Origin of the sequence: Bacillus sp. CH140a_4T (assembly GCF_008923725.1) — a bacterium.
Taxonomy (GTDB): Bacteria; Bacillota; Bacilli; order Bacillales; family Bacillaceae_G; genus Bacillus_A.
In genome coordinates this window covers 151887-175364 of record NZ_WBPF01000021.1, presented here as the reverse complement: position 1 = coordinate 175364, position 23478 = coordinate 151887, and the positions used below count along the sequence as shown (strand labels likewise).

Below are 23478 nucleotides of genomic sequence, written 5' to 3'. Positions count from 1 at the left end.
AGGGGAGAAGATGAGTTTATTGCTTGATGTAATAATGGCTGTAATTACATTTTATCCTCGAAATGACATGAAATTAAAACATCATATTGCAAAGTTAAGCGAATTCGAGTGGTTTCGAAAGCTACACGAAGATACAAAGTATACAAAATTAATTTGGAGTAATAGAAAAATTAAAAAGTTCATTTTGTCTACGACTAACATAGAAGCATTAATAAATTCCGAGAAAAAACAAAAAGAGTTTGTGCATCTAGTACACGATGAATATAAAAAAAGAAGATAAGAATTTTTTTATTTTTCATATTTGGTGAAACAAATGGTACAATGAAAGCTAATGTGAAAAATAAGGAAAAGAAGTGGTCTATTTGAAAAACTTTTTAGAATTAGGAATTAGTGAAACTTTTAATCATACATTACGTGAAAATGGAATTACAGAAGCAACACCAATTCAAGAGCAGGCAATTCCTGTTATTATGTCAGGTAAAGATATTATTGGGCAGGCAAAAACAGGAACGGGTAAAACGTTAGCATTCGTGTTACCGATTTTAGAAAAAATCGATCCAGAGTCTAGTGATGTTCAGGCTTTAATTGTTGCACCAACAAGGGAACTAGCACTGCAAATTACAACTGAAATTAAAAAAATGCTTGTTCAAAGAGAAGATATTAATGTACTAGCGATTTATGGCGGGCAAGATGTAGCACAACAATTGAGAAAATTAAAAGGAAATACACATATAGTTGTTGCGACACCAGGACGATTATTAGATCATATACGACGTGAGACAATTGATTTGAGTAATCTTTCAACGATTGTACTCGATGAAGCGGATCAAATGCTTTATTTCGGTTTCTTATACGATATTGAAGATATTTTAGATGAGACACCTGATAGTAAACAAACGATGCTATTCTCAGCAACGATGCCAAAAGATATTAAAAAATTGGCGAAACGTTATATGGATGAGCCGCAAATGATTCAAGTACAAAGTGAAGAAGTAACGGTAAATACAATTGAGCAGCGTGTCATTGAGACGACAGATCGTGCGAAGCCAGATGCACTTCGTTTTGTTATGGATCGTGATCAGCCATTTTTAGCAGTTATTTTCTGTCGTACAAAGGTTAGAGCAAGTAAGTTGTATGATAATTTAAAAGGACTAGGTTATAATTGTGCTGAACTTCATGGTGATATACCTCAAGCGAAACGTGAAAGAGTTATGAAGAGTTTCCGTGAAGCTAAAATTCAGTACTTAATCGCAACGGATGTAGCAGCTCGTGGACTTGATGTAGATGGTGTAACGCACGTATTTAACTTTGATATCCCTGAAGATGTAGAAAGTTATATTCACCGCATTGGCCGAACAGGGCGTGCAGGTGGATCAGGTCTTGCAATTACGTTCGTTGCAGCGAAAGATGAAAAACATTTAGAAGAAATTGAAAAAACGCTTGGTGCACCATTGCAAAGAGAAATAATCGAACAACCGAAGATAAAACGTGTAGATGAAAATGGAAAACCGGTACCAAAGCCGGCTCCAAAGAAATCAGATCAATATCGTCAAAGAGATAGCCGTGAAGGTTCAAGAAGTGGTTCAAAAGGTGGCCCAAGAAATAGTTCAAGAAATGATAACAATCGATCATTTAATAAGCCAAGTAATAAGAAAAGTAGTGCAAAACAAGGTCAGCAAAGACGTGGCCGTTAAATAGTGGTAATTGTAAAAGAATCGCAGAATATTGCGGCTCTTTTTTTTGCTTGTATACAATAAGAGTGATGCCGAGAAAAAAACGAAAATTTCATTCACCGTATTTAAAATAAATTTTATAGTCCAAAACCAGTAGAGCAAAGGTATTACTATCCTGTCGCAATTCTAGAACAAGTGCAACTTATGTATGAACAATATTTAACTGGAAAAAGTCGAGAGAAAGCAATTTGTACTAGCGACCCTGATGATACGGATTATGAAAAATCAATTGGTATAACGATACGAAACCATTTTTTGCTAACAAAGAATTGGACGATTTGGTGAAAGAAATTCATAACATATTCAAACGGGAATGTGGTGCTGCAGCAAAAAGAGAACGAAACTTATTATGTTTACTATTTCGGCAGAACACTTTGGTTGAAAGAAAGGTATTGAAGCGGGAGCGTATTTTCATTACACATTCCGCAATTATCGAAATGGAACAAGAGAAGTTTATGAATGATTTAACTCATATTGGTAGATGGAAAAAATAAGGGCGTGTGAAGATTGAGCTTTCTTATTTAAAAATTTAAATTAACAACCATTTTCGAACATTGGCCGAACGAGAAAATTATTGTTGCTGAAATGGAAAGTAAAGCAAGTTATCTGTATTGGCAGCAGTTCAGAACAAAATTTATAACAATGTCGATGTCGGAATTTATGAAGTTTGTAAAGTGCGAGATTGAAGATGTTTTTGACATCAAGCGCATGTACAGTGCAGAGCCGGCTTTCAAGAAAATATAAAATTATCGTAACCTCCATTTCGCTTACACCGGTATGCGAGTAAATGTAGCTTACGATCGTCGGGAACTGGAAAACTCATTTGTTCGTTTTGTTTGATGGAGAAATTGAAAAGCGCAACTGTCATCATTTTTGGGGAATTGCTTACTACGATTATGGGGACAATATCGTTCGAAGCTACCAGAAGGAGGAATATGCGGTACAAGAAAAAAGGACTAGCAGTCGTACCTGCCGTCCTTTAATAGGAGAAAAAGTATTCTTGTTTAGAACTACGCATAAACAGAAAATCTGCTTGTAATTAGTTTTACCTTAAATGTTCGTGTATATACAAAAAAGGGATAAGTAAAAAATACTTATCCCCAGGAAGGGAAATCCCAAGCACCAAAATGGCTCGTATTGGTCTACAGGTTCAAAAGTAGTATATGTAGAACGAAAAAATCTCATACAAAAAGCAGACAACGATTTTTGTTGTCTGCCAGTGAGTCGAATGAGTTAGCTAATTGTGATAAATTGCATTCCCATTACGAGAAGAGTGAAGCTGCTAGTTCAAACAGCTTGTTGGTATTATTTTCGATATTTTAAAAAATATACAAGAAAAGCAGATAAGTTAAGAACTTACCTGCTTCTGCTGTAACAAAAGAAAGAAGTATTAGCCGTGGATACGGCGGCTTGAAAATAGTATGTATTTTTATTTGAAAAATATTCAAGGGATGAAAAAACATGGCATGTTTAATAAAAGGTATCTATGAAATTAATCAGCGAATTAGTAAAACAAAAGAGAAAAACAATGAGCAAATATAACAATAAAAAGGTAAAGGTTCAAAAGAGCGATGAGTATAAAGTAAAACAAAATAGTTATATTAAAGCTTGATTTTCATAAAAAATGAAGCACACATATAAGTGTGCTCTTATGAACGCTTTAGATTTGTATGACTAGATAGTCACCATACAATAAAATATGCTTGTTTGATATAAATGTGTGTCAAATCTATAACATATATTTTGTTGTATAAAAGGAACATTAAATGTTAATTAGCCAAGCATATTGTTTTTATTAACGAATCTGTGCAACTGTTAATGCTGCAGAACGAATATCTACTGTACCAATTAATTCAACCGGTACAATTTGAATTAAATCACCAGGGTTTAAGTTAATTAGAATGACACCACTGGATACATCGACTTCACCGGTTCCGATAATATTAGAGCGGACTGCTGTTCCAGATCCTGCAATAATATTAGTTGATGAGTTTAGTGTCAAGAAAAAGCGCGCTGCTTCCGGGGCTACTGGAACATTATCGAGGCTGATTGTTAATGTATAACTGATTTGATAAATACCAGTTCCTGTACTAATTGTATCATTTATTACAGGGACAGTAATATTAGGGTTTGGGCCTGTACTAGGTAATAGTAATGGCGTAAATAGTGTTGCAAATTGAGGTGAAGTAGCATTGAAAGCAAAACCGAGAGCTGGTAGTGTACTAGGGGCTTGTGCTCCACAATTAAAGTTTGTGTGCTTACGACAAGATGAACGCATATTTTCACTCCTTTCTTTCATTTAGATCGCGTGAGTAATAACCTCAAAAATTGGACAAGCGTAATACAATATATGAAAATTTATAGTGAATAGTGCAGAGTTGTACTGTTATGGATAAAACTAACTGCCTGTTTTACAAAAGGAAACATAATAAAAAGAGCACGCATATAAGCATGCTCTTTAACAAGAAAGGTAGATTTCTATAAGTGGATTGCCTCCATACAATAACATATGCTTGTCCAATTTAAACGTGAAAGGCTTATAACAAAAACGCTATTTGGTATCTAATTTGTTTATTTAAAAAGAGCACCAAACTATGGTAACTAGTACGTCATGAATAACAAACTATAGGGGTTTTGTTTAATGTGGCTTTATTGTCCAACAAGAACAATACCATAAGAATTGGTAACTTAGAAGGCTGGAGACTGTACTAAATGAGTTATGGTTAGCCCCTAATTAATATTATTGATGGAATATTAAGTTTCATTAAAGGGAACCTAAAAAGAGCACCTTTGAAAAGTGCTCTTTAAGGGAAAAGTGAGATGTTAAAAAGAAAATTAGGTTTTTTTGCTTCGAGATAATATATGACCATTTCATCATAATGTGACGATGAATCAAAAAAGAACAGTTAACAAATGTTAACTGCTCGTTCTAAAGGTGACTATCTAGATGCATAAATGTAGTTTGGCCAAGAGTAGGGAGAACCATTCAAGTAAGTAGATCGAACGGAGGGGAACCGTATCGTATGAATCAATTGTCATGTTTTGAAGACATTGATGTAAAGCAAATGCGAAGACTTGTGGTGAAGGAACTGAAAGACTACAAAGCATTGTGCGTCCAGATGAAAATCAAGAAGAACAGGCTCGAGCGGGGGGGGCATCGTTCTTTTTCCCATCTACGCTACTTTAAAAGCGAAAAAAACAGAAACAAAGACAACTTTTAAGGAGCCTAACAGCTGCTTTTTTATTTTGAACAGAAAAAACCTGTAGTGGCTCTTTTTCACAATACTACCTTATACTTATTGATTTTTCGCTTAACATCCCTAAAAACTAATAGTGTTGCAATAGGGCAAAGACCTTTAAACCAAAGAACTTCAGAAGAAAATAGTCCGCCAAAGAAAGCGACCGAGTGTACAAAATAAGTAATACCAAATAACCTAAGCATGAACTTTAATTCTTTTGATGAATATTTATAGTTTTTAAATCTTTCCCACATATGTATCAACTCCTATTCTTAAGATGGTCTGTAGTTTTACTTGATGATATCTCGCATGTTTCAGACAAAGAAAAGTAGGAGTTTTTTTCTTTGTCTGAAAGTTCTAAAAGATATATAATGATTTTCTGACTATTAAATTTGGAGGGATACAAGTGAAAAATGAAACGTTACATACTCAAGAAGATATTACTAATATGCTCGATTCATTATTAAGACCGGCAGAACCATTTTGGAATGAATTTTATGCAAATAGAGAAAAAGATGTTCCGTTCTTTGAAAATGTTCCAGATGAGAATCTAGTTTCTTATATAGAAACAGGATGGATTTCCAAAGGGAAAGTGCTGGAACTTGGATGCGGGCCAGGAAGAAATGCAATTTATTTGGCGAATGAAGGATTTGAAGTAACAGCAGTGGATTTATCTATAGAGGGCATTAATTGGGGGAAAGAGAGGGCGTTAGCAAAAGGAATAGAAATCGATTTTATTTGTGATTCAATTTTTAATTTAGAGTGTCAAAATGATTTTGATTTTGTGTACGATTCGGGCTGTTTACATCATATTCCACCGCATAGGAGAATACATTATGTGGATTTAATTAAAAACTCATTGAAACCGGGTGGTTATTTTGGGTTAACATGTTTTGCAGCAGGCGATTTAGATGAGCGAAATGGATCAGAAATAACAGATTGGGACGTATATAGAGGGTGGAGTCTACAAGGTGGTCTTGCATATTCTGAAGAAAAACTGAGAGATATATTTAAAGAATTTGAAGTAATTGAAATTCGAAAGATGAGGCAAATTAGACTACCAAATACTATGTTTGGGGAATCATTTCTTTGGACAGCATTATTTAAGAAGAAATAAGAAAGATAATTGACAAACGTATCGTTTTTATAGACAATACACTTATGGGAATGTACGTTCGGTTCTGTTGGCCGATGTATGTTTTACATAAATACATATCAAGGAGCTGTCTCTATATGGGTACTACAAATCAAAAAATTACGACGTTTCTAATGTTTGAAGGTAAAGCTGAAGAAGCGATGAATTTTTACACTTCGCTATTCGATCAATCAGAAATTGTAAATATCTCTCGCTATGATGAAAATGGACCTGGTAAAGAGGGTTCTGTCATTCATGCAACTTTTACGTTAAATGGCCAAGAGTTCATGTGTATCGATAGTTATGTGAAACATGATTTTACATTTACACCATCTATGTCTCTTTATGTAACTTGTGAGACGGAAGATGAAATTGAAAGTGTCTTTCATAAACTAGCGCAGGGTGGATCTGTACTAATGCCGTTAGGTTCTTATCCATTTAGTAAAAAATTTGGCTGGTTAAATGATAAATATGGCGTGTCTTGGCAGTTAACGCTTGCGGAATAAAAATTTAATAAGAAAAGCGTAGCCTATTTATAGCTACGCTTTTCTTATTAAGAATTTTGCTTGCCGAATCTTTCACCGAGTTTAGCTAACAATTCAGGCTGATCCCCTTGACTCATTACAACTTCAATAAAGATAAATTGATTCTTATTTAAAGTTATATTCGTTAAGACTTTTGCAAACTCTATTTCATTTTCCACTTTACATGTTAGACTTTTTTCTTCTGATCCGAATACGTTTGCGAGTTTTGTGTAATCCCACATTTGTATGTCATTATACGATTCGTTTTGGCCGTGAATTGCACGTTCAACAGTATATCCGTTGTTGTTAATTAAAAATATAATTGGCTTTAAATTTTGACGTAGTATAGTCGATAATTCTTGAACAGTTAATTGGAAAGCACCATCACCAATTATTAAAATGTTGCGCCGCGATAAATTAGCGAGCTGTGTACCGAGTAGTGCGGGTAATGTATAACCGATTGATCCCCATAATGGTTGAGTTACGTGTGTAGTGTTATTTGGTAAAGGGATAGTGGCACTACCGAAGAAAGGTGTTCCTTGCTCTGCGATTAAAACATCGTTTTCTTGTAAGAAATGGTATATTTGTTGCCAAAAACGTTTTTGTGTAACCATTTGTGCTTTTGGATTGAACTTTTTAGTAATAGTTAGTGATTCTGAAATAAATGGCTTAATTTCAAGCGTTTCCTCATTACGATGTTCAATTAAATCACTTAACTGTTGTAAAACATCTTTCATTATAACGGGTCCATATTTTTTATCTATAATTTTCACAGCATAGGGATGGATTTCAATTACTTGCTCTTTCGTAAAACCTTGTGTAAAGCCACCAGTAATAGTATCAGTTAATTTCACGCCAATACTAATAATACAGTCAGATTCATCAATTCTTTTTCGTAAGTAGGAAGGACTAACATCACCGGTATAAATTCCTATAAATTGAGGGTGTTTTTCAGGGAATATTCCTTTCCCCATACTTAACGTTGCGATAGGAAACCCAGTTTTTTCTACGAATTGATACAAATATTCTTTAGCATGAAATCGATCTACTTCAAAATCCGCTAAAATTACAGGTTTTTTGGCACTATTAATTTTGGAAGTTGCATGTAGAAGCATTTTATCCAGCGTTTCTATATTACTTAAAATCGGTTTATGTAAAATTGGTTCCGTAGGCTTATTAAGTGGTTTATTATACACATCAATCGGTAATTGAATATGAACAGGGCGTTTCTCACTCCAACATGCACGTAACACACGGTCAATTTCTTCAGCCCCATGCTCAGCTGTTAATTTTGATTGTGCTACTGTGATTTCTCTATACATATTGGAGAAATGATCGAACTTTCCATCACCTAACGTATGATGAACGAGTGCTCCATTTTCCATTACTGTTGTTGGTGGTGTCCCCGTGATTTTTATAACAGGTACGTTTTCTGCGTATGAGCCAGCAACGCCGTTAATGGCGCTTAATTCTCCAACACCGAAAGTGGTAATAAGAGCGGCGATTCCTTTTATACGAGCATATCCATCAGCAGCATATGCTGCATTTAGTTCATTACAATTACCAATCCACTTTAGCTTTTCATGTGCTAGTACGTCATCTAAAAAAGCCAAATTATAATCTCCAGGGACACCAAAAATATGCTCGATTCCTAATTCGCTTAGTCGGTCTAATAAATATGTACTTACAGTATATTGCGTTTTCAAGTGAATCATCTCCTAATTATGCAATGAACATTTCAATAGACTAAAGAAGTTCCAATGCGTTCTATAAAATATTGATTACTGGATTGTGGTATAATTTACATACAGGGGGAAAGTAGATGACACAACATAAAGAAGAACAGATGAATGAAGCATTAGCATTATTTTACTTTGCATATAAAACATTTACTGAAAAGCCAGATGAAATTATAAAAGAGTATGGCATACAACGAGTGCATCATCGAATTTTATTTTTTATCGCACGTTTTCCAGGGATAAGCGTAAATGAGTTATTATCACTGCTAGAAATTAGTAAACAGGCTCTTCACGGACCATTACGACAACTTGTGGAAAAGGGTTTAATTGAGAGTAATGAAGCTACACATGACCGTCGTGTGAAACAGTTATCATTAACAGAGGAAGGTACCGATTTAGAGAAAAAATTAAGCGATGTACAAAGACAACAAATGGGTGCTATTTTTTCAAAATTTGGTGAATCGTGTGAAGAAAATTGGCATCAAGTTATGAATGAAATGGCAAATAGCCGATCAGGTTTTGATGCTTGGATCTCGAAACGGGAAGTTATAATCGATCAAAAATGATAAGAAATACATCTGTTTTATAGTTTGAAAAAGAACAAATTTTATCCGTACATTTGGCAACTATGGATTGGTCATAGAGTGAATGGATAAAAAGATACATTACTAGATACTTTATACGTGTACGCAATGGAACAATACAATTCACATTTCCGAGAGGGGAATTATTATGATAAAACTTGTACTTATTCGTCACGGACAAAGTTTATGGAATCTTGAAAATCGCTTTACAGGATGGACAGATGTAGATTTATCAGAGAATGGATTAAGTGAAGCGAGAGAAGCAGGAGCAATATTAAAGAAAAACGGATATACTTTTGATGTAGCTTATACATCGGTATTAAAACGAGCAATCCGGACGTTATGGATTGTACTCCATGAGATGGATCTTGCTTGGGTCCCAGTACATAAATGTTGGAAGCTAAATGAAAGACATTACGGTGCATTACAAGGGTTGAATAAAGATGAAACTGCTAAAAAATATGGTGAGGAGCAAGTTCATATTTGGAGAAGAAGTATTGATGTAAGACCACCTGCTCTTACCGCGGATGATCCTAGATATGAAATGAATAATCCAAGATATAAAGCACTTAAAAAAGGTGAGTTTCCATTGACTGAATGTTTAGTGGATACGGAGAAAAGAGTACTTGAATATTGGCATTCAGAAATTGCGCCGTCATTAAAAAGTGGTGAAAAGGTGATAATTTCATCGCACGGTAATACAATACGTTCGCTAGTGAAATACTTAGATAACCTTTCAAGTGATGGTGTTGTTTCATTAAATATTCCAACGAGTATACCACTTGTGTATGAATTAGACGATAATTTACGTCCAATTCGTCATTATTACTTAAGTATGGACGGAGAAGTACCAGAAGGGGAAATTCCGAAACATATTTCTTTTTAACATGAAAATTTGAAACGTATGCTTGTCTACATATACAATGTAGATTCAAGATAAAAGACGTGGTACCTTCTAATGTATATGCGATATTGCTAAATTTAGAAGCTTGTCCACGTCTTTTGTCATAAAGAGAGCTGCTTGTGCATGTAATGATATCGTGAGTAGTTTTTGAATGGAGGGTGATGTCATTGGTGATCTCTAACATTCGAATCGGCTTATTTATTTTAGCAATCGTTTTTCTAGTTCTTGTTTTCTTTTACTGGAGAAATGAAGAATTGTATGAGGAGAAGAAGCAACGAATTAGAAAGACTTGGTATGGGTTGTTTATAGTATCAGTCACCGTGTATTTCATGATAAAAGGAATCGATTTAACCCTCTGGAAAAATCTTTTAATGTTCACTGCAATGGTTATTTTCGTTGATATTGCATTTATTTTAACACCAAATATTTCAGAAATATGGGGAGCAAAATTTAGTGATATCGGCAAAACTGTTCAATCGATAAAACGGTCATTAATTGCTTCTAAAGCAAGAGGAGAAATATACACAACAATTATTCAAAATGTGAATCCAGCAGTATTCGGTACGATGGAATGGCATACGGAAGAAGACTATACAAAAAGTTTAAACACATTTTTAGATTCATATGGGGAAAAGATTGGAGCAAAAATTGTTGTACTTGAAGCGGCAAAGGAATTAAATACAAACTTTCGCGGTATCCGCTCGCAATTTAGTATTATCGTTCCATTTGAACACATTGAGCAATTGAATGAGCAGAAAGCGGTGCAAGTAGAAAATGTCGGAATTATACCAGCAAAAATAGTGAGTGATGTTTTCATTGTTATTGATGGGAAGAAAAATAACCTACAAGATCGGGATTTTGAAAATGTATATAATTTAACAATACATCATAGTTATTTTAGTAAGTAGGACAGAACTTTCTGTCCTACTCTTTTATACATAAATTCGGAATAAATCGGAAAAAGTTGAATAAAATCGGACAATCATCCCTACACTAGCACGTAGAGGTGATTATAATGATAAAAGATTATGACAATGATTTTTTTAAAGAAGATAATGAAGATACAACAGATTTCTCTTTAATAAAAGGAGATACATTACAGCAAGTAGAAGAGTTAGAAGAAGAATTAAAAAGAAAATGATACGTGCACACGCTGTCTGCATTTGCGATCTAATATAAATAGAAGATTGTATCTTTTTGAAGAGGGGGAGAAGAGATGGCTGAAGTGAATGTACAAAAGTCTTCATTTTTTAAAGAAAAAAAAGAAGAACCAAATACAGATTTCTCCCTTGTGAAAGGTGCATTGACTCAAAATGTAGATCGATTAGAAAAATTTATAGAGGCAATTCCATATAAGTGTATAAAAGAGGGTAATTTAAAAGAGAATGCGTAAAAACATTCTCTTTTAAATTACCTCTTTATGATTTGTTTATGCGTTATTTCTTTTTTTGTTTAAAAATGATTTTATACATATAATACCCAAGGGCTGCAAAAATGAATCCAATAGCAGCACCAACTATTTGTTTCATAAACAATAAGTATAACGAAGCAATAATTAGGGTAAATAAGATTAAAAGTAATACATACTTTGAAATAAATTCTAACCCTTTGTACACTAGTAGAATGACACCTGAAAGAACAGTGATGATAGGTAATATCCTATTTTCGAAAAAGCCTTCCTTTTTTTTGCTAGAATGCTGTTGTTTATTCAATATAAATATACTCCCGTCTTAAAGGATTAATGTTTTATTAGTTTTGCTTTTTCATTTTCGAAAAGATTTTTGGTTAAATAGGTTATATCAAAGGAATCATTTATTATATTTCGAGTTAATAGCCATGGGGTGTTTGGTGATTCAATAACAAAGAATCAAAATCTACTTTTTTATAATATCAAATATTATTATTAAATAGTGGATTAATATTGGAAATTTTATGATAATTAATAAAAATAAAAAAGAGAGAATTCCAGGTAGGAGTTAAAGATACAACAGATTTCTCGTTAATAAAAGGAGATACATTACAGCAAGTAGAAGAATTAAAAAGAAAATGATACGTGTACACGCTGTCTGCATTTGCGATATAATATAAATAGAAGGTTGTATCTTTTTGAAAAGGGGGAGAAGAGATGGCTGAAGTAAATGTACAAAAGTCTTCATTTTTTAAAGAAAAAAAAGAAGAACCAAATACAGATTTCTCTCTTGTGAAAGGTGCGTTAACGGAAAATATAAATCGTTTAGAGAAACTGATGAATAATAGCAGTTCAAAATATATACGAGTGAAAAAAACAAAAGAAAATGCATAGAGCATTTTCTTTTGTTTTTTATTTAGCATTTAACTTTTCTTTTACTTTTACAGGTAAATCAGCTTCCTGAACCTCTTCATAGGACTTCACTTCAATTGATGATATTTCATTTTTGTTATTATCATCTTGATCTATATAAAGGCGTAAAAATGCCTTTTCATTTAATTTATGATCATTTGATGTTTTCTTACTTCTAAATGTAATTTGTTTTTTTACTCCGTCTTCGTCATATGCGGGCAGCGTGTAGTTTCGTAAGGTTTTACCTTCTACTTTTTCGATAGTCCCTTCGCCTTGTATCTGCACGTAATATACATCTTTACCAATTCGATTTAGTGATGCTCGCTCACATCCAATAGTAAAACTAGAAAATAATAAATATAGTGTAATAATTGCTAAAAACTTTTTCATTTTCTTTATCTCCTTCAATTTGTTTCTTTACACAGTATACGGCTATTATAAAATGAGAAAAATCGATATAGATTACAACCCCCTTACAATGTTGTAAGAGTGTTGTCCATAAAATGAACAATATATTAAAAAGTTAAAAGAAAGGTAAAATAATGAATCATGGTATAATGATAGAAGACTTACATATTATTTTGTCATTTTGAGAGGAGCTTAAAAATGTATTCTACTTTAGAACAATTAACAAAGCACCCTGTATTTTATCATTTTGCAGAAATTTCAAAGATTCCTAGAGGATCGGGCAATGAAAAGGAAATTAGTGATTATTTAGTTGGCTTTGCAAAAGAGCGTAACTTAGAAGTGATTCAAGATGAAGCATTAAATGTCATTATTAAAAAAGAAGCAACCACTGGTTATGAAAATGTACCAGCTATAATCATTCAAGGTCATATGGATATGGTATGTGAGAAAAATCAAGCAACCGTACATGATTTTGAAAAAGATCCAATTGAATTACGCATCATTGGGGACATGTTATATGCAAATCAAACGACTTTAGGTGCTGATAATGGTATTGCAGTTGCGTATGCGATGGCTTTATTAGATTCAACAGACATTCCGCATCCAGCACTTGAAGTAGTTATTACTACTGAAGAAGAAACAACAATGGGCGGGGCTTTCGCTGTTGATGCAAATCACTTTGAAGGTAAGATTTTTATTAATATTGATTCTGAAGAAGATCATAAATTACTTGTTAGTAGCGCAGGTGGTGCGAAAGCTGTTGAAACAATCCCAGTCATTTGGGATGAAGCGCCAGCGAATACAGATGCATACCGTCTATATGTTGGTGGTTTAAAAGGCGGACATTCTGGTATGGAAATTGATAAACAACGCGGTAATGCAAACAAAGTATTAGGACGAGTATTACGTGATTTATCAGCAAATATTCAATTTGATATAAGTGAAGTTCACGGCGGATTGAAAACAAATGCAATTCCGCGTGAAAGTGTAGCTACAATTGTATTACGTACAGAAGATGTAGAGAAAGTAGAAGAAAAACTAGAATCTTGGACAAGAGTATTACAAGAAGAAATGCGTGCTGTTGATCCAGATGTTCACGTTACACTTACAAAATTGGATGAGAAAGTAGAAAAAGTATTTGCTAAAGAGACACAAAAGCAACTTATTTCATCATTATTCTTAATTCCAAACGGCATTCAAAGTATGAGCTTGGATATTAAAGGTCTAGTAGAAAGTTCAACAAATTTAGGTGTTATTGAAACGTTGCAAGATGAAATTAAATTACGTAACGAAGTGAGAAGTTCTGTAAGTAGTTTAAAACAACATGTTGCAGATGAAATTAAATGTATTGCCGAATTAGTTGGTGCAACATTTGAAATAGAGTCAGAGTATCCAGAATGGCCATACAATCCGAATTCACAAATTCGTAATTTGTTTGAAAAAGTGCATGAAGAAAAATACAATAAAGAGATTGAAATCTTCGCAGTGCATGCAGGTATTGAATGTAGTGCGTTCGTTCAAAAGATGCCTGACTTAGATGCAATTTCATTCGGTCCAGATATTTTCAACGTCCACACCCCAGATGAACATATTAGTATTTCTTCTGTTGTGAATAATTGGGGATTCTTTGTTGATGTAATGAAGGGTACGAAAGAATTAGCTAAGTAATATTTATGAAATGAAAAGTAGCCTATAAAATTTTATAGGCTACTTTTTTGTATAGAGTTTTATTAGAAATTTATTTTTGCGTTAGTTTTTAATTTTGGGTTTTATTTCTAGAGGAGACCAAGAATAGAAAGACATGTAATATTCTCCTTTCAATACTAATTTTACACCCTTGTATAAATAAATTATCGCATGTTTAAAAATTGAACATATAGAATATGCAATATTGCATATCGAATTGTAGGACATAAAGAAGTAATAATGGTTCGTGAATAAAAATGCTAATTGATAAAGAAGGTAAGGATTTCTTCTAGCCTTAAAAAGGGGAAACAATCAAAAAAGCTCCCTATATATAAGGGGAGCTTTTAAAGTGATTTTTGTCTAATAAAAATGTATCCAATATTTTTTTAATGATGAGATAAACGTAAATTATTTTGAGATTTTAAAGCTGCCTCCATAATAATAATTTTCTCCAAGTTTCATAACAGCTACATATGTTCCTGGAGTATAAACCTTAGTAATAGGTGTTACAAATCTACCATAATCATGTTTTAGACCTGAGTCATACATTGTTTTATATCTATGCAAGTTTATTTCGTCATTTTCATTTCCGCTCAATTGATATATTTTTACAATACCAGTATCTTTACCACCAGTATATATAGTAACATCGAATGTATCTCCATGTTTTAAGTCACCAACTGCTAACTCTTCTATAAAATCTGCATTATGATGTAATAAAAAATAGTTTTGCCACCGCCAATTATCTAAATATGGTGATACTTTTTGTGTAAGTTGCGATTGTGCAGACACAGGTGTGATTGTATAAATTGTACTCGATAATAAAACTCCTCCAATTGTCAACGCACCAATAATTGTTGATTTCTTTAAAAGTTTCATCTTCTAAACCTCCTAGTTAATAAAGGATTCAGAAATCTTTTTTGTGAAAAACAAGCTGTGAAATCTAATGGATGATAATATCTTCTATAATCATATTAACATTTATTGATTTATCTGACAAATTAATAAGTAATGGAATTATATCGAGGGTGTTAAGGCTAATAAAAAGAAAGGTGTTAGAGGTATAGCTAAGAAATCTTTATTATATGTAATTGGGATTTATTATTTGAAAACAAAAATTTCAATGCGCACCTTAAGTTTGAACACATAATTTTACAATTTGACTTATGTAATTTATCACGTTATGATTTTTTTATTATAAAAGAAAGGCTTGAATATAATGATTCGTCGTTTGAGAAAGCTAAAAAATGTAGCAGTCGTAGTAAGCTTCTAAGTGAATTACAAAGATCTACAATAACTTAGAAGCGAGGAATAAACTTATGAAGTATCCATTATATAATCATTGGTCAGAAACGAAGTATTTAAAAGATATAGTAACAAATCCACTCATTGAGGTAGGAGAGTATTCCTATTATTCAGGTTATTATGGTCATCAAAATTTTGAAGATGGTTGTGTCAGGTATTTGTGGGGGGATGCTAAGTCCCGAGCGCTGTTCAATCCAATTGAACAGATGGGATGGCATCTTGATAAACTCATTATTGGGAATTATGTTTGTATTGCCAGTGGAGTAGTCATTTTAATGGGTGGTAATCATAATCATCACTCAGAATGGATTACAGTATATCCATTCGCTGAGCAAATTGAACATTCATATGAACCGAAGGGTGATACAGTCATTAAAAGTGATGCTTGGATTGGAATGAATGCTATAATAATGCCTGGCGTTACAATCGGTGAAGGCGCAATCGTTGCAGCAGGATCTGTCGTAAGTAAAGATGTTCCGCCGTATACAATAGTTGGTGGAAATCCTGCTAAGGAAATAAAGAAACGATTCACTGATACAGAAATGAATATGCTAATGGAAATGCGTTGGTTTGATTGGGATAGAGAATTGATTGAGAAGGCAATTCCTCTGTTATCTAGTCCATCCATTGAACCATTATTTGCTTTTTATAAAAATGAAGTGAAAAATAAATAAATCAGTTAGAAAAACTACATCCTAAATAGGGTGTAGTTTTTTATTATTTGTACTAGAAATAATCTCCCCGTTATGGTCTAGTTTTTATAAAATATCTTAAGAAAAATTAAGAAATATAACCAGTGGTTCTTAATATGTTTTATTTATAATTCAAATGATTGAACAAAAGCGAAAAGGGATTCTTTTATGCGATTCATTTTGTTTTCTAAACAAAATATCTAGTGCTTTCTTATCAAAATAGGAACAAATTTATTACTTAGATTGTCTATTACGTGTATTCCTAAAAATGGATGTCCAAATTGAATACAATTTATCCTGTTTGATATCTATTTTTATGTATTGCAAAAATATGAAAGGTCTTATTATTTTGAAAAATAAAAAGATATATTTTGGTGGGGTACAAGTTTAATACTTTTACAGATGGGGCATTGCAAGTGGAAACGAAAAAGAAACAACCCAAACAGTAGCTTATCAATCATAGAAACGTAGGAGGATGTATATGATAAAACCAGTTGTAGACGTAAAAAACATTCGAAAAGTGTACGGTAAAATAGGTGAGAATGAATCACACGCATTAAAAGGTGTTTCATTTTCGATTCAAGAGGAGGAGTTTGTAGGAATTATGGGGCCATCTGGTTCTGGCAAAACAACATTATTAAATGTAATTTCGACTCTTGATAAAGCGACAGATGGCGTTATTGAAATTGCAGGAACGGATATTACGAAAATGAAGCAAGGTGAGCTTTCTGATTTCCGTTCGCAAAAATTAGGATTCATTTTCCAAGACTTTAACTTATTAGAGAATTTATCTATTTACGAAAATATTGCACTTCCACTTTCACTTCAAGGTGTTCCATCACGAAATATTGGACAGAAAGTAGAGAAGGTAGCTGATATGTTAGGAATCTCAGCAATACTTCAAAAGTATCCATCTGAAGTATCTGGTGGGCAGAAACAGCGTTCCGCAGCAGCGCGTGCTTTAGTGCATGAGCCTGCAATTATTTTAGGGGACGAGCCAACAGGAGCTCTTGATTCTAAAAATGCAACAAGTTTACTTAATGCGATGACAAACTTAAATAAAGAACAAGGCGTATCGATTATGATGGTTACGCATGATCCATACAGTGCAAGTTACTGTCAGCGCATTTTATTCATTCAAGATGGTGAGTTATATAAAGAAATTCATCGTGGTGGTAAACGTGAAGAGTTTTATAAAGAAATTTTAGATGTGCTTGCAGATTTAGGCGCACAAAAAGCGTAAGAAAGGAGGTTTGGACATGTTATTTAAACTTTCCATGTCAGGGTTAAAAAGTAAGTTGCAAGATTATATTGTATTACTTATTGGTCTTATTGTATCTATTTCAACTTTCTATATGTTTCAAACGCTATCACTAAATAAAGCGTTCATTGAATCTAACGCAAACGTTGGTCCTATTGTATTAATATTCCAAATAGGTTCCTCTTTATTAGCGATTGTAACATTTTTTTACATTATGTATGCAAACTCTTTCTTATTATCTCTTCGCCAAAAAGAGTTTGGTATGTATATGATGTTAGGAGCAAAAAAGTATAAAGTTACATTACTGATGTTCCTTGAAACAATTATATTAGGTGCGGCGTCACTTGTGATTGGGATTACAATTGGTGTAGCACTTGCAGAAGGTATTGGGCAGTTATTAATGAAACAATTGGAGTTAACTGGAGAAGCTTACCAAGCTTTCTACATTCCGTCTATGGTCGTTACTTGCATCTTCTTCTTTGCATTATTTGTACTATCAGCAAGTATGAATAGTATTAAATTGTCACGTATTTCTGTATTACAGCTTGTACATGCAGATGAACAAACAGAGCGTGTCGCGGTAAAAGGAAAAATGACAATTGTAGTTGCCTTACTTGGTCTGATTTTGTTAGGTATTGGTTATGCTTCACTGCTTTATATACCACAGGCAAAAAATCTAGGAACCGTTCCTACATTAATGGCCATTGGATTAATCTCAGCAACTGTTAGTACTTACATGTTGTTTGGATCACTTCTCCCAGTTATGCTAAAAAAAATAAAAAGTAATAAAAAGCGTAGTCAAAAAGGACTTAATGCTTTTACCTTTGCTCAATTAAACTTCCGCATTAATGGCCTAACAAATGTGCTTGCAACGGTAGCAATCTTAGTAGCCCTTGGAGCAGGTGGAATTGCGTGTGGTATGGCATTTAAAAACGACGTTTTAAAGCAGACTGATAAAGGAACAATTTACGATTCGGTAGTTCATAATACAACAACTGAAGAAAAGAAAATTTTGAGTGGTATCGTATTTCAAGATAAGCTTGAATATCGCTACAAAGTAGATGATAAGTATGTTTATTATATAAAAGAAGAGCTAGAGAATAATCGTCCTTTAGTAAAAGATAGAAAAAATGAGAAGATAATAAAAGTTTCAGAGGATATCCCTATGGATGCATTTGCATTGTCAAGACAATGGGTTAAAAATGATGGGAAACCAAAACAATGGAGCGACGCTTTCGAAACAATTCAGCCCAAGTATATATATCCTGATCATAAAATAAAAATTGTAGAACAAAACATATACGATAGTATGAAAGTTAAAGAAAATATTGTTTTTATTGGGAAAACAGATGTTTTTGGAGCATACGTAAAAGAATGGAAAAAAATTGATGAATTACAGGAAGTTAAATATAAAAATGTGAAAGTGGAAGAATTGGATAGTAAGTATCAAACATATAAGGCGAATCAAAGTTTTTCCAGCGGACTAATGTTTATGGGGTTCTTCGTTGGAATTGCGTTTTTAGCAATGATGGCCAGTTGCTTAATGTTTAAAATTCTATCCGGTGCATCTAAAGATAGTATACGTTATCAAATGCTTCGTAAAATTGGTGTTCGCCGGGAATTATTAACACAATCGATTTATAAGGAGTTATTCTTCATATTTCTAGTCCCAGCAATTATCGGTATTGCTCACATATTAGTTGGTATGAACATGTTTGGGCCTCTATTAATTGATCCGTATTTTCGAATTTGGTTACCAATTGTTATTTTCATAGTCATTTACTCGATTTACTACTGGATTACAGTTCAATTATATAAAAGAATTGTACTTCCGAAAGAAGGTTAATGTAATCATGTTATGTATACTAACTATCAACATAATTCGCCCTCGTTATGATGTAATGAAAAAATACCATGTAAGCAAAATAGAAAGTGAATTTGAGATACAAATATGCAGCAATGAGCGGCAGAAAGCGTAAGGAAGAAGTAAATACAAGTAGGGGGCATTTCATCTATAACTTATAAGAAGATATGTATGAGCAATTAAAAGAGAAAAATACTATTCTTTCTATATCATAATTATGAATAGGCCAGATAGCATCGTTCCTACATTGAGTACTACTTTAACCTCATTTGTAGGAATGCTTGTACTATCCCCTTACAATAAAATTAAATAATCATCCAATATTAATTGATAACTATAATCGGAATTTTAGTAGGCTGGAACAATTATCAAAATAATATCTTGTATTCATTATATTTATAATAGCTATTATATAAAATTGGGTTTGCACAAAAAAGTGTTAATTAACATAAAACTTGTAAACCTTATTCATCATAAGGATTATTGTTTTAGAAAAGGAGTGTATGTTGAAAAAATTTTTAAAGGTAATTTTAATCTTATTAGTAATATTTATAGGGATTATGTTGGGAAGCATAATTTTAAATAAAACATATCATACAGAGTTTAGATCTTTAGATAACACGGATCAAAACATGTTAAAAGAATTATCTACTATCTATAAGAGCTTCGAAGAATCGAGTGATAAACTTTGGAATGAAGATTATCGCTTCGAAAAAATGCCATTGGTTCTAATACGTAGTAATAAAGACGGGGGATTCTTTAGACAAGAAGCTTATGCAGTTAATGTAAAGGGATTAGAAAATAGTATTTTTGCAAAAGAGATAAAGGTCTCAAATTCTCTGCATTTACCTAAAGTCTATCGCTTAACTCGTTTTGATTTTAGAACAATTTCTACATGGATTCCTTGGAACTTTGGGACAATAAATACGAACGATATGGATGTATTTTATTTAAAATATTATCCTAAAATGTTTAGTAATCCAGATTTATATTTTGATTTTTCGTCTTTCTTATTACATGAAGCTTTTCATACTTATAAACAAAAAGATTGGACATATGATGCAAATGGTGGAGAGTTTATTCATGAATATCCGATTAATAAAGAAAATTACGCGCTAATGGGATTAGAATTTAAGCTATTAGATAAAGCGATGATTGATACGAACCCAGAAAGTATTAATAAGGTATTATATGATTGGACAATTGTACGTAACTATCGCTTGAAAAAATGGCCTCAATTAATTGGAGAAACAAAAACGGAAGCGATAGAAGGTTCCGCACGATACTTAGAGTATCGATATAGTAAGTTAACTGGTGGAAATCTTATGGTACTTGCAAAGAAACAGAAGCCATATCATGTTACTTTTATGGAGGCGTTCAACTTTATTGCTAATGGACAGGCAGAATCTCCAAAGTTTTTAGAACGGAATATAAAATATGAGACTGGTTCAGCGCTTGAATTAAGCATGGATAATGCAAATATACCATGGAAAGAAGCTATTGAAGATAGTGCAATTAAACAAGGAAAGACACCATATGAAGTATTAAATACATACTTTAATATAAATAATACACTCACAATTGAAAATAAAATTAAAGAAATTAAAGAGAATAATGACTATGAAACACTTTTAGAACAAGGAGAAAAACTGGTGAAAATAAGTAACGAGCAAAAAATGAAATTTGAAAAAGAATAACCTTTAAGATCGTATTGAAGAGGATATTTTTTCTTTTTATAGGTTATATAAAATAATAGTGTAATAAAAAAATTAATTAAAATAAGGAGTCATAAAACAATTATTTTTTATACTGATTATATTATTTTTGTTCTTTCAATTACAGGTTTATAAAAAGGCGTATAAAAATGTACCACTTGCTTATGCCTTTAGTTGTTCAATACGAGAAAATTGTGGAGGAATTATATGGAGTCAAAAATTCTTATTGTTGATGATGATAAAGAGATTAGAAATCTTATCTCTGTATATTTGGAAAATGAAGGTCTGAAAACTCAAAAGGCAGAAGATGCTATTGAAGCGTTAGAACTGTTAGAAGAAAAGCGATTCGATCTTATTATTTTGGATGTTATGATGCCAAATATGGATGGCATTGAAGCGTGTATGAAGATTAGGGAAGAAAGAAATATGCCTATTATCATGCTTTCTGCAAAATCAGAGGATATAGACAAAATTCAGGGTTTAGCCTCTGGTGCCGATGATTATTTATCAAAACCGTTTAATCCGTTGGAGTTAATCGCTAGAGTAAAATCCCAATTAAGAAGGTTTAAAAAGTATAATACAAATACAGATAATGATAAAAGTATACTAGAAATTGGTGATTTGACCGTAAATACAGATACACGTCAAGTATGGATAAGAGGTACGGAAGTAAGGCTAACTCCAAAAGAGTTTGATATACTCGAACTACTTGCTCGTAACAAAGGGATTGTTCTGAGTGTTGCAAAAATATATGAAGCAGTTTGGAAAGAGGTTTTTTATAAATCGGATAATACCGTCATGGTACATATTACAAAAATAAGAGACAAAATCGAAGAAGATTCTAAACATCCAATTTATATTAAAACTGTTTGGGGGATTGGGTACAAAATATGAAGAAGGTTAGGTTTAGAAATAAGATAATTATAAAACTTCTTGGTGCTGTTGCAGTTAGTTTTTTTGTTTCGTTTGGTTTAACAATCCTCACTTTTATATATATCATAATTCCATTAACTCTAAATCACTATCTTGATAATCTTAGTGCATTTGAAAATAATATGCTTACATTTCTTATATTCGCGTTAGCGATCTTTACTTTTATAATCATTTTTTTAATATTGGTTCGAAAGAAAATAGTATATTTGAAGCTTATTTCTGATAATGTGAATGATATTGCCAATGGAAAACTGGGTTTGACAATTGAGATCGAGGGAAAAGACGAATTGACTCAACTTGCTCAAAATATTAATTACATGTCCAAGGAATTGGAGAATACATTTGAACAGGAAAGACGATTGGAACGTACAAAAAATGAACTCATAACCAACGTATCTCATGACTTACGCACACCATTGACATCTATTATCGGTTATGTAGATTTATTAAAAAGAGGGCAATACGACAGTAAAGCACAATTACAGGAATATCTCGAAACCACTTATTTAAAATCACAGAGATTGAAATATCTAATTGATGAATTATTTGAGTACACCCGTTTATCAGACAACGATGCCAAGTTAAACTTTAATGAAGTTGATTTATCGGGTTTGTTGGAGCAAATAGTTGGGGAATACACTCCTATATTTGAAAAGGAAAGTTTAATTGTTCAAAAATCAATAACGGAAGAATCAATACCTATTTTTATGGATGTAGAAAAAATGGTACGTGTTTATGAAAATCTGTTTATGAATGCGATAAAGTACAGTATGAAGCCATCCAAATTATTAATATGTCTTGAAGTAATTGATAATAAGGCAATTTTGAAAGTATCAAATAAAGCTGAGAAACCACCTGTTAGCGATCCAAATAAATTATTTGAGAGATTTTTCAGAGGCGATAAGGCAAGAAAAGATAATCAAGGAAATGGACTGGGACTCGCTATCTCAAAAAGAATTGTTGAACTTCATAATGGTAATATACATGCAGAATATAAAGAAGGTTGGATATCTTTTATTGTTGATCATCCGATCATATAGAATGGCTTATGGAATGAAAAGTTCCATAAGCTTTTTTTAAAACTTAAGAAACTATTTAAGTTAATAATTCAAATAGGTCATTCATAGTAGACATGATACTAACAAGTTAATTTATTATTTTTATAAAGTAATTAATAGAATGAGGGGGGAAGTTCAATGATATGAATAATGGAAGAGACGATAGTAAGTTTAGCAACCGGTGTGCTTCGAAATTTAATCGGGACACACTGGTTTTATTTTTTATAAATGTGGAACAAATGTATTACTTATATTGTCTATTAAGTATAATCCTAATAAATATGAAAGTACGAATCATTTTGAAAAATACAAAGGTATTAAAAAGAGGGATATGTGTGGGAATACTAAGTGTCAGTGTGCCTAATAGGGTGGGATGAG

At 32.6% G+C, this 23478-nt stretch carries 24 protein-coding genes; 18 read left to right on the top strand and 6 right to left on the bottom strand.

Annotation, left to right across the window (positions count from 1 at the left end):
* The first annotated feature begins 10 nt into the window (after positions 1–10).
* The 3 genes from F8162_RS22670 (at position 11) to F8162_RS28890 (ending at position 2227) form a co-directional block, all read left to right on the top strand.
* The gene (locus tag F8162_RS22670) at positions 11–280 is read left to right on the top strand and encodes a hypothetical protein (RefSeq protein ID WP_151630385.1); all 270 of its coding nucleotides are present in this window, start codon (positions 11–13) and stop codon (positions 278–280) included.
* A gap of 73 nt (positions 281–353) precedes the next feature.
* Positions 354–1694, top strand: a complete 1341-nt coding sequence (locus F8162_RS22665; protein ID WP_151630386.1) for a DEAD/DEAH box helicase — start codon at positions 354–356, stop codon at positions 1692–1694.
* A gap of 320 nt (positions 1695–2014) precedes the next feature.
* Positions 2015–2227 (top strand): hypothetical protein, encoded by a 213-nt coding sequence (locus F8162_RS28890; RefSeq protein ID WP_192797671.1) that lies wholly within the window; start codon positions 2015–2017, stop codon positions 2225–2227.
* 1301 nt (positions 2228–3528) lie between these two features.
* Here F8162_RS28890 and exsF read toward each other — a convergent pair.
* Complete coding sequence (gene exsF / locus F8162_RS22660) at positions 3529–4011, bottom strand: exosporium protein ExsF (RefSeq protein WP_151630387.1); 483 nt, start codon at positions 4009–4011, stop codon at positions 3529–3531.
* 999 nt (positions 4012–5010) lie between these two features.
* A complete protein-coding gene (locus F8162_RS29365) occupies positions 5011–5226 on the bottom strand; it encodes a hypothetical protein (protein WP_151630389.1) in 216 nt (71 codons plus the stop codon).
* A 152-nt stretch (positions 5227–5378) separates the two neighbouring features.
* On the opposite strand from F8162_RS29365, the gene F8162_RS22645 reads away from it, so the two are divergent.
* Positions 5379–6089 (top strand): class I SAM-dependent methyltransferase, encoded by a 711-nt coding sequence (locus tag F8162_RS22645; RefSeq protein ID WP_151630390.1) that lies wholly within the window; start codon positions 5379–5381, stop codon positions 6087–6089.
* 116 nt (positions 6090–6205) lie between these two features.
* Positions 6206–6613, top strand: a complete 408-nt coding sequence (locus tag F8162_RS22640; RefSeq protein ID WP_151630391.1) for a VOC family protein — start codon at positions 6206–6208, stop codon at positions 6611–6613.
* Positions 6614–6660: 47 nt separating this feature from the next.
* Here the strand turns inward: F8162_RS22640 and F8162_RS22635 are convergent, their stop codons facing one another.
* Entirely contained in the window at positions 6661–8346 is a 1686-nt protein-coding gene (locus F8162_RS22635) for an alpha-keto acid decarboxylase family protein (protein WP_151630392.1), read from the bottom strand.
* 107 nt (positions 8347–8453) lie between these two features.
* Here F8162_RS22635 and F8162_RS22630 point away from each other — a divergent pair, with 107 nt between their 5' ends.
* The 5 genes from F8162_RS22630 (at position 8454) to spoIISB (F8162_RS28885) (ending at position 11251) form a co-directional block, all read left to right on the top strand.
* Positions 8454–8936: a MarR family winged helix-turn-helix transcriptional regulator gene (locus tag F8162_RS22630; RefSeq protein WP_151630393.1), complete on the top strand. Its 483-nt coding sequence runs from the start codon at positions 8454–8456 to the stop codon at positions 8934–8936.
* A gap of 166 nt (positions 8937–9102) precedes the next feature.
* Entirely contained in the window at positions 9103–9840 is a 738-nt protein-coding gene (gpmA, locus tag F8162_RS22625) for a 2,3-diphosphoglycerate-dependent phosphoglycerate mutase (RefSeq protein ID WP_151630394.1), read from the top strand.
* A 185-nt stretch (positions 9841–10025) separates the two neighbouring features.
* Positions 10026–10766, top strand: coding sequence for a type II toxin-antitoxin system SpoIISA family toxin (locus F8162_RS22620; protein WP_151630395.1), 741 nt, complete (start codon positions 10026–10028; stop codon positions 10764–10766).
* A gap of 107 nt (positions 10767–10873) precedes the next feature.
* Positions 10874–10999, top strand: coding sequence for a hypothetical protein (locus tag F8162_RS22615; RefSeq protein WP_000588712.1), 126 nt, complete (start codon positions 10874–10876; stop codon positions 10997–10999).
* A 75-nt stretch (positions 11000–11074) separates the two neighbouring features.
* Complete coding sequence (gene spoIISB, locus F8162_RS28885) at positions 11075–11251, top strand: stage II sporulation protein SB (protein ID WP_192797658.1); 177 nt, start codon at positions 11075–11077, stop codon at positions 11249–11251.
* A 43-nt stretch (positions 11252–11294) separates the two neighbouring features.
* On the opposite strand, the gene F8162_RS22610 is transcribed toward spoIISB (F8162_RS28885), so the two are convergent.
* Positions 11295–11570: a hypothetical protein gene (locus F8162_RS22610; protein WP_151630396.1), complete on the bottom strand. Its 276-nt coding sequence runs from the start codon at positions 11568–11570 to the stop codon at positions 11295–11297.
* Positions 11571–11983: 413 nt separating this feature from the next.
* Here F8162_RS22610 and spoIISB (F8162_RS22605) point away from each other — a divergent pair, with 413 nt between their 5' ends.
* On the top strand, positions 11984–12160 hold the full coding sequence (gene spoIISB / locus F8162_RS22605) for a stage II sporulation protein SB (RefSeq protein WP_000852620.1): 177 nt from the start codon (positions 11984–11986) through the stop codon (positions 12158–12160).
* An 18-nt stretch (positions 12161–12178) separates the two neighbouring features.
* Here the strand turns inward: spoIISB (F8162_RS22605) and F8162_RS22600 are convergent, their stop codons facing one another.
* Positions 12179–12568: a YxeA family protein gene (locus F8162_RS22600; RefSeq protein WP_151630397.1), complete on the bottom strand. Its 390-nt coding sequence runs from the start codon at positions 12566–12568 to the stop codon at positions 12179–12181.
* A 216-nt stretch (positions 12569–12784) separates the two neighbouring features.
* Here F8162_RS22600 and pepD point away from each other — a divergent pair, with 216 nt between their 5' ends.
* Positions 12785–14254: a beta-Ala-His dipeptidase gene (gene pepD, locus F8162_RS22595; RefSeq protein WP_151630398.1), complete on the top strand. Its 1470-nt coding sequence runs from the start codon at positions 12785–12787 to the stop codon at positions 14252–14254.
* A 426-nt stretch (positions 14255–14680) separates the two neighbouring features.
* Here the strand turns inward: pepD and F8162_RS22590 are convergent, their stop codons facing one another.
* Positions 14681–15151, bottom strand: a complete 471-nt coding sequence (locus tag F8162_RS22590; RefSeq protein WP_151630399.1) for a DUF5065 family protein — start codon at positions 15149–15151, stop codon at positions 14681–14683.
* Positions 15152–15591: 440 nt separating this feature from the next.
* Here F8162_RS22590 and F8162_RS22585 point away from each other — a divergent pair, with 440 nt between their 5' ends.
* The 6 genes from F8162_RS22585 (at position 15592) to F8162_RS22555 (ending at position 23082) form a co-directional block, all read left to right on the top strand.
* Positions 15592–16251 carry a CatB-related O-acetyltransferase gene (locus tag F8162_RS22585; protein WP_151630400.1) on the top strand — a complete coding sequence of 220 codons (660 nt, stop codon included), beginning with the start codon at positions 15592–15594 and terminating at the stop codon, positions 16249–16251.
* 499 nt (positions 16252–16750) lie between these two features.
* Positions 16751–17512, top strand: a complete 762-nt coding sequence (locus F8162_RS22575; RefSeq protein ID WP_151630401.1) for an ABC transporter ATP-binding protein — start codon at positions 16751–16753, stop codon at positions 17510–17512.
* Between the two features lie 16 nt (positions 17513–17528).
* Positions 17529–19376: an ABC transporter permease gene (locus F8162_RS22570; protein WP_151630402.1), complete on the top strand. Its 1848-nt coding sequence runs from the start codon at positions 17529–17531 to the stop codon at positions 19374–19376.
* Between the two features lie 524 nt (positions 19377–19900).
* Positions 19901–21091: a hypothetical protein gene (locus F8162_RS22565; protein WP_151630403.1), complete on the top strand. Its 1191-nt coding sequence runs from the start codon at positions 19901–19903 to the stop codon at positions 21089–21091.
* 225 nt (positions 21092–21316) lie between these two features.
* A complete protein-coding gene (locus F8162_RS22560) occupies positions 21317–22003 on the top strand; it encodes a response regulator transcription factor (RefSeq protein WP_000444075.1) in 687 nt (228 codons plus the stop codon).
* Positions 22000–23082, top strand: a complete 1083-nt coding sequence (locus F8162_RS22555; RefSeq protein WP_151630404.1) for a sensor histidine kinase — start codon at positions 22000–22002, stop codon at positions 23080–23082. Before F8162_RS22560 ends, F8162_RS22555 begins: the two co-directional genes overlap by 4 nt.
* The last annotated feature ends 396 nt before the right edge of the window (positions 23083–23478 follow it).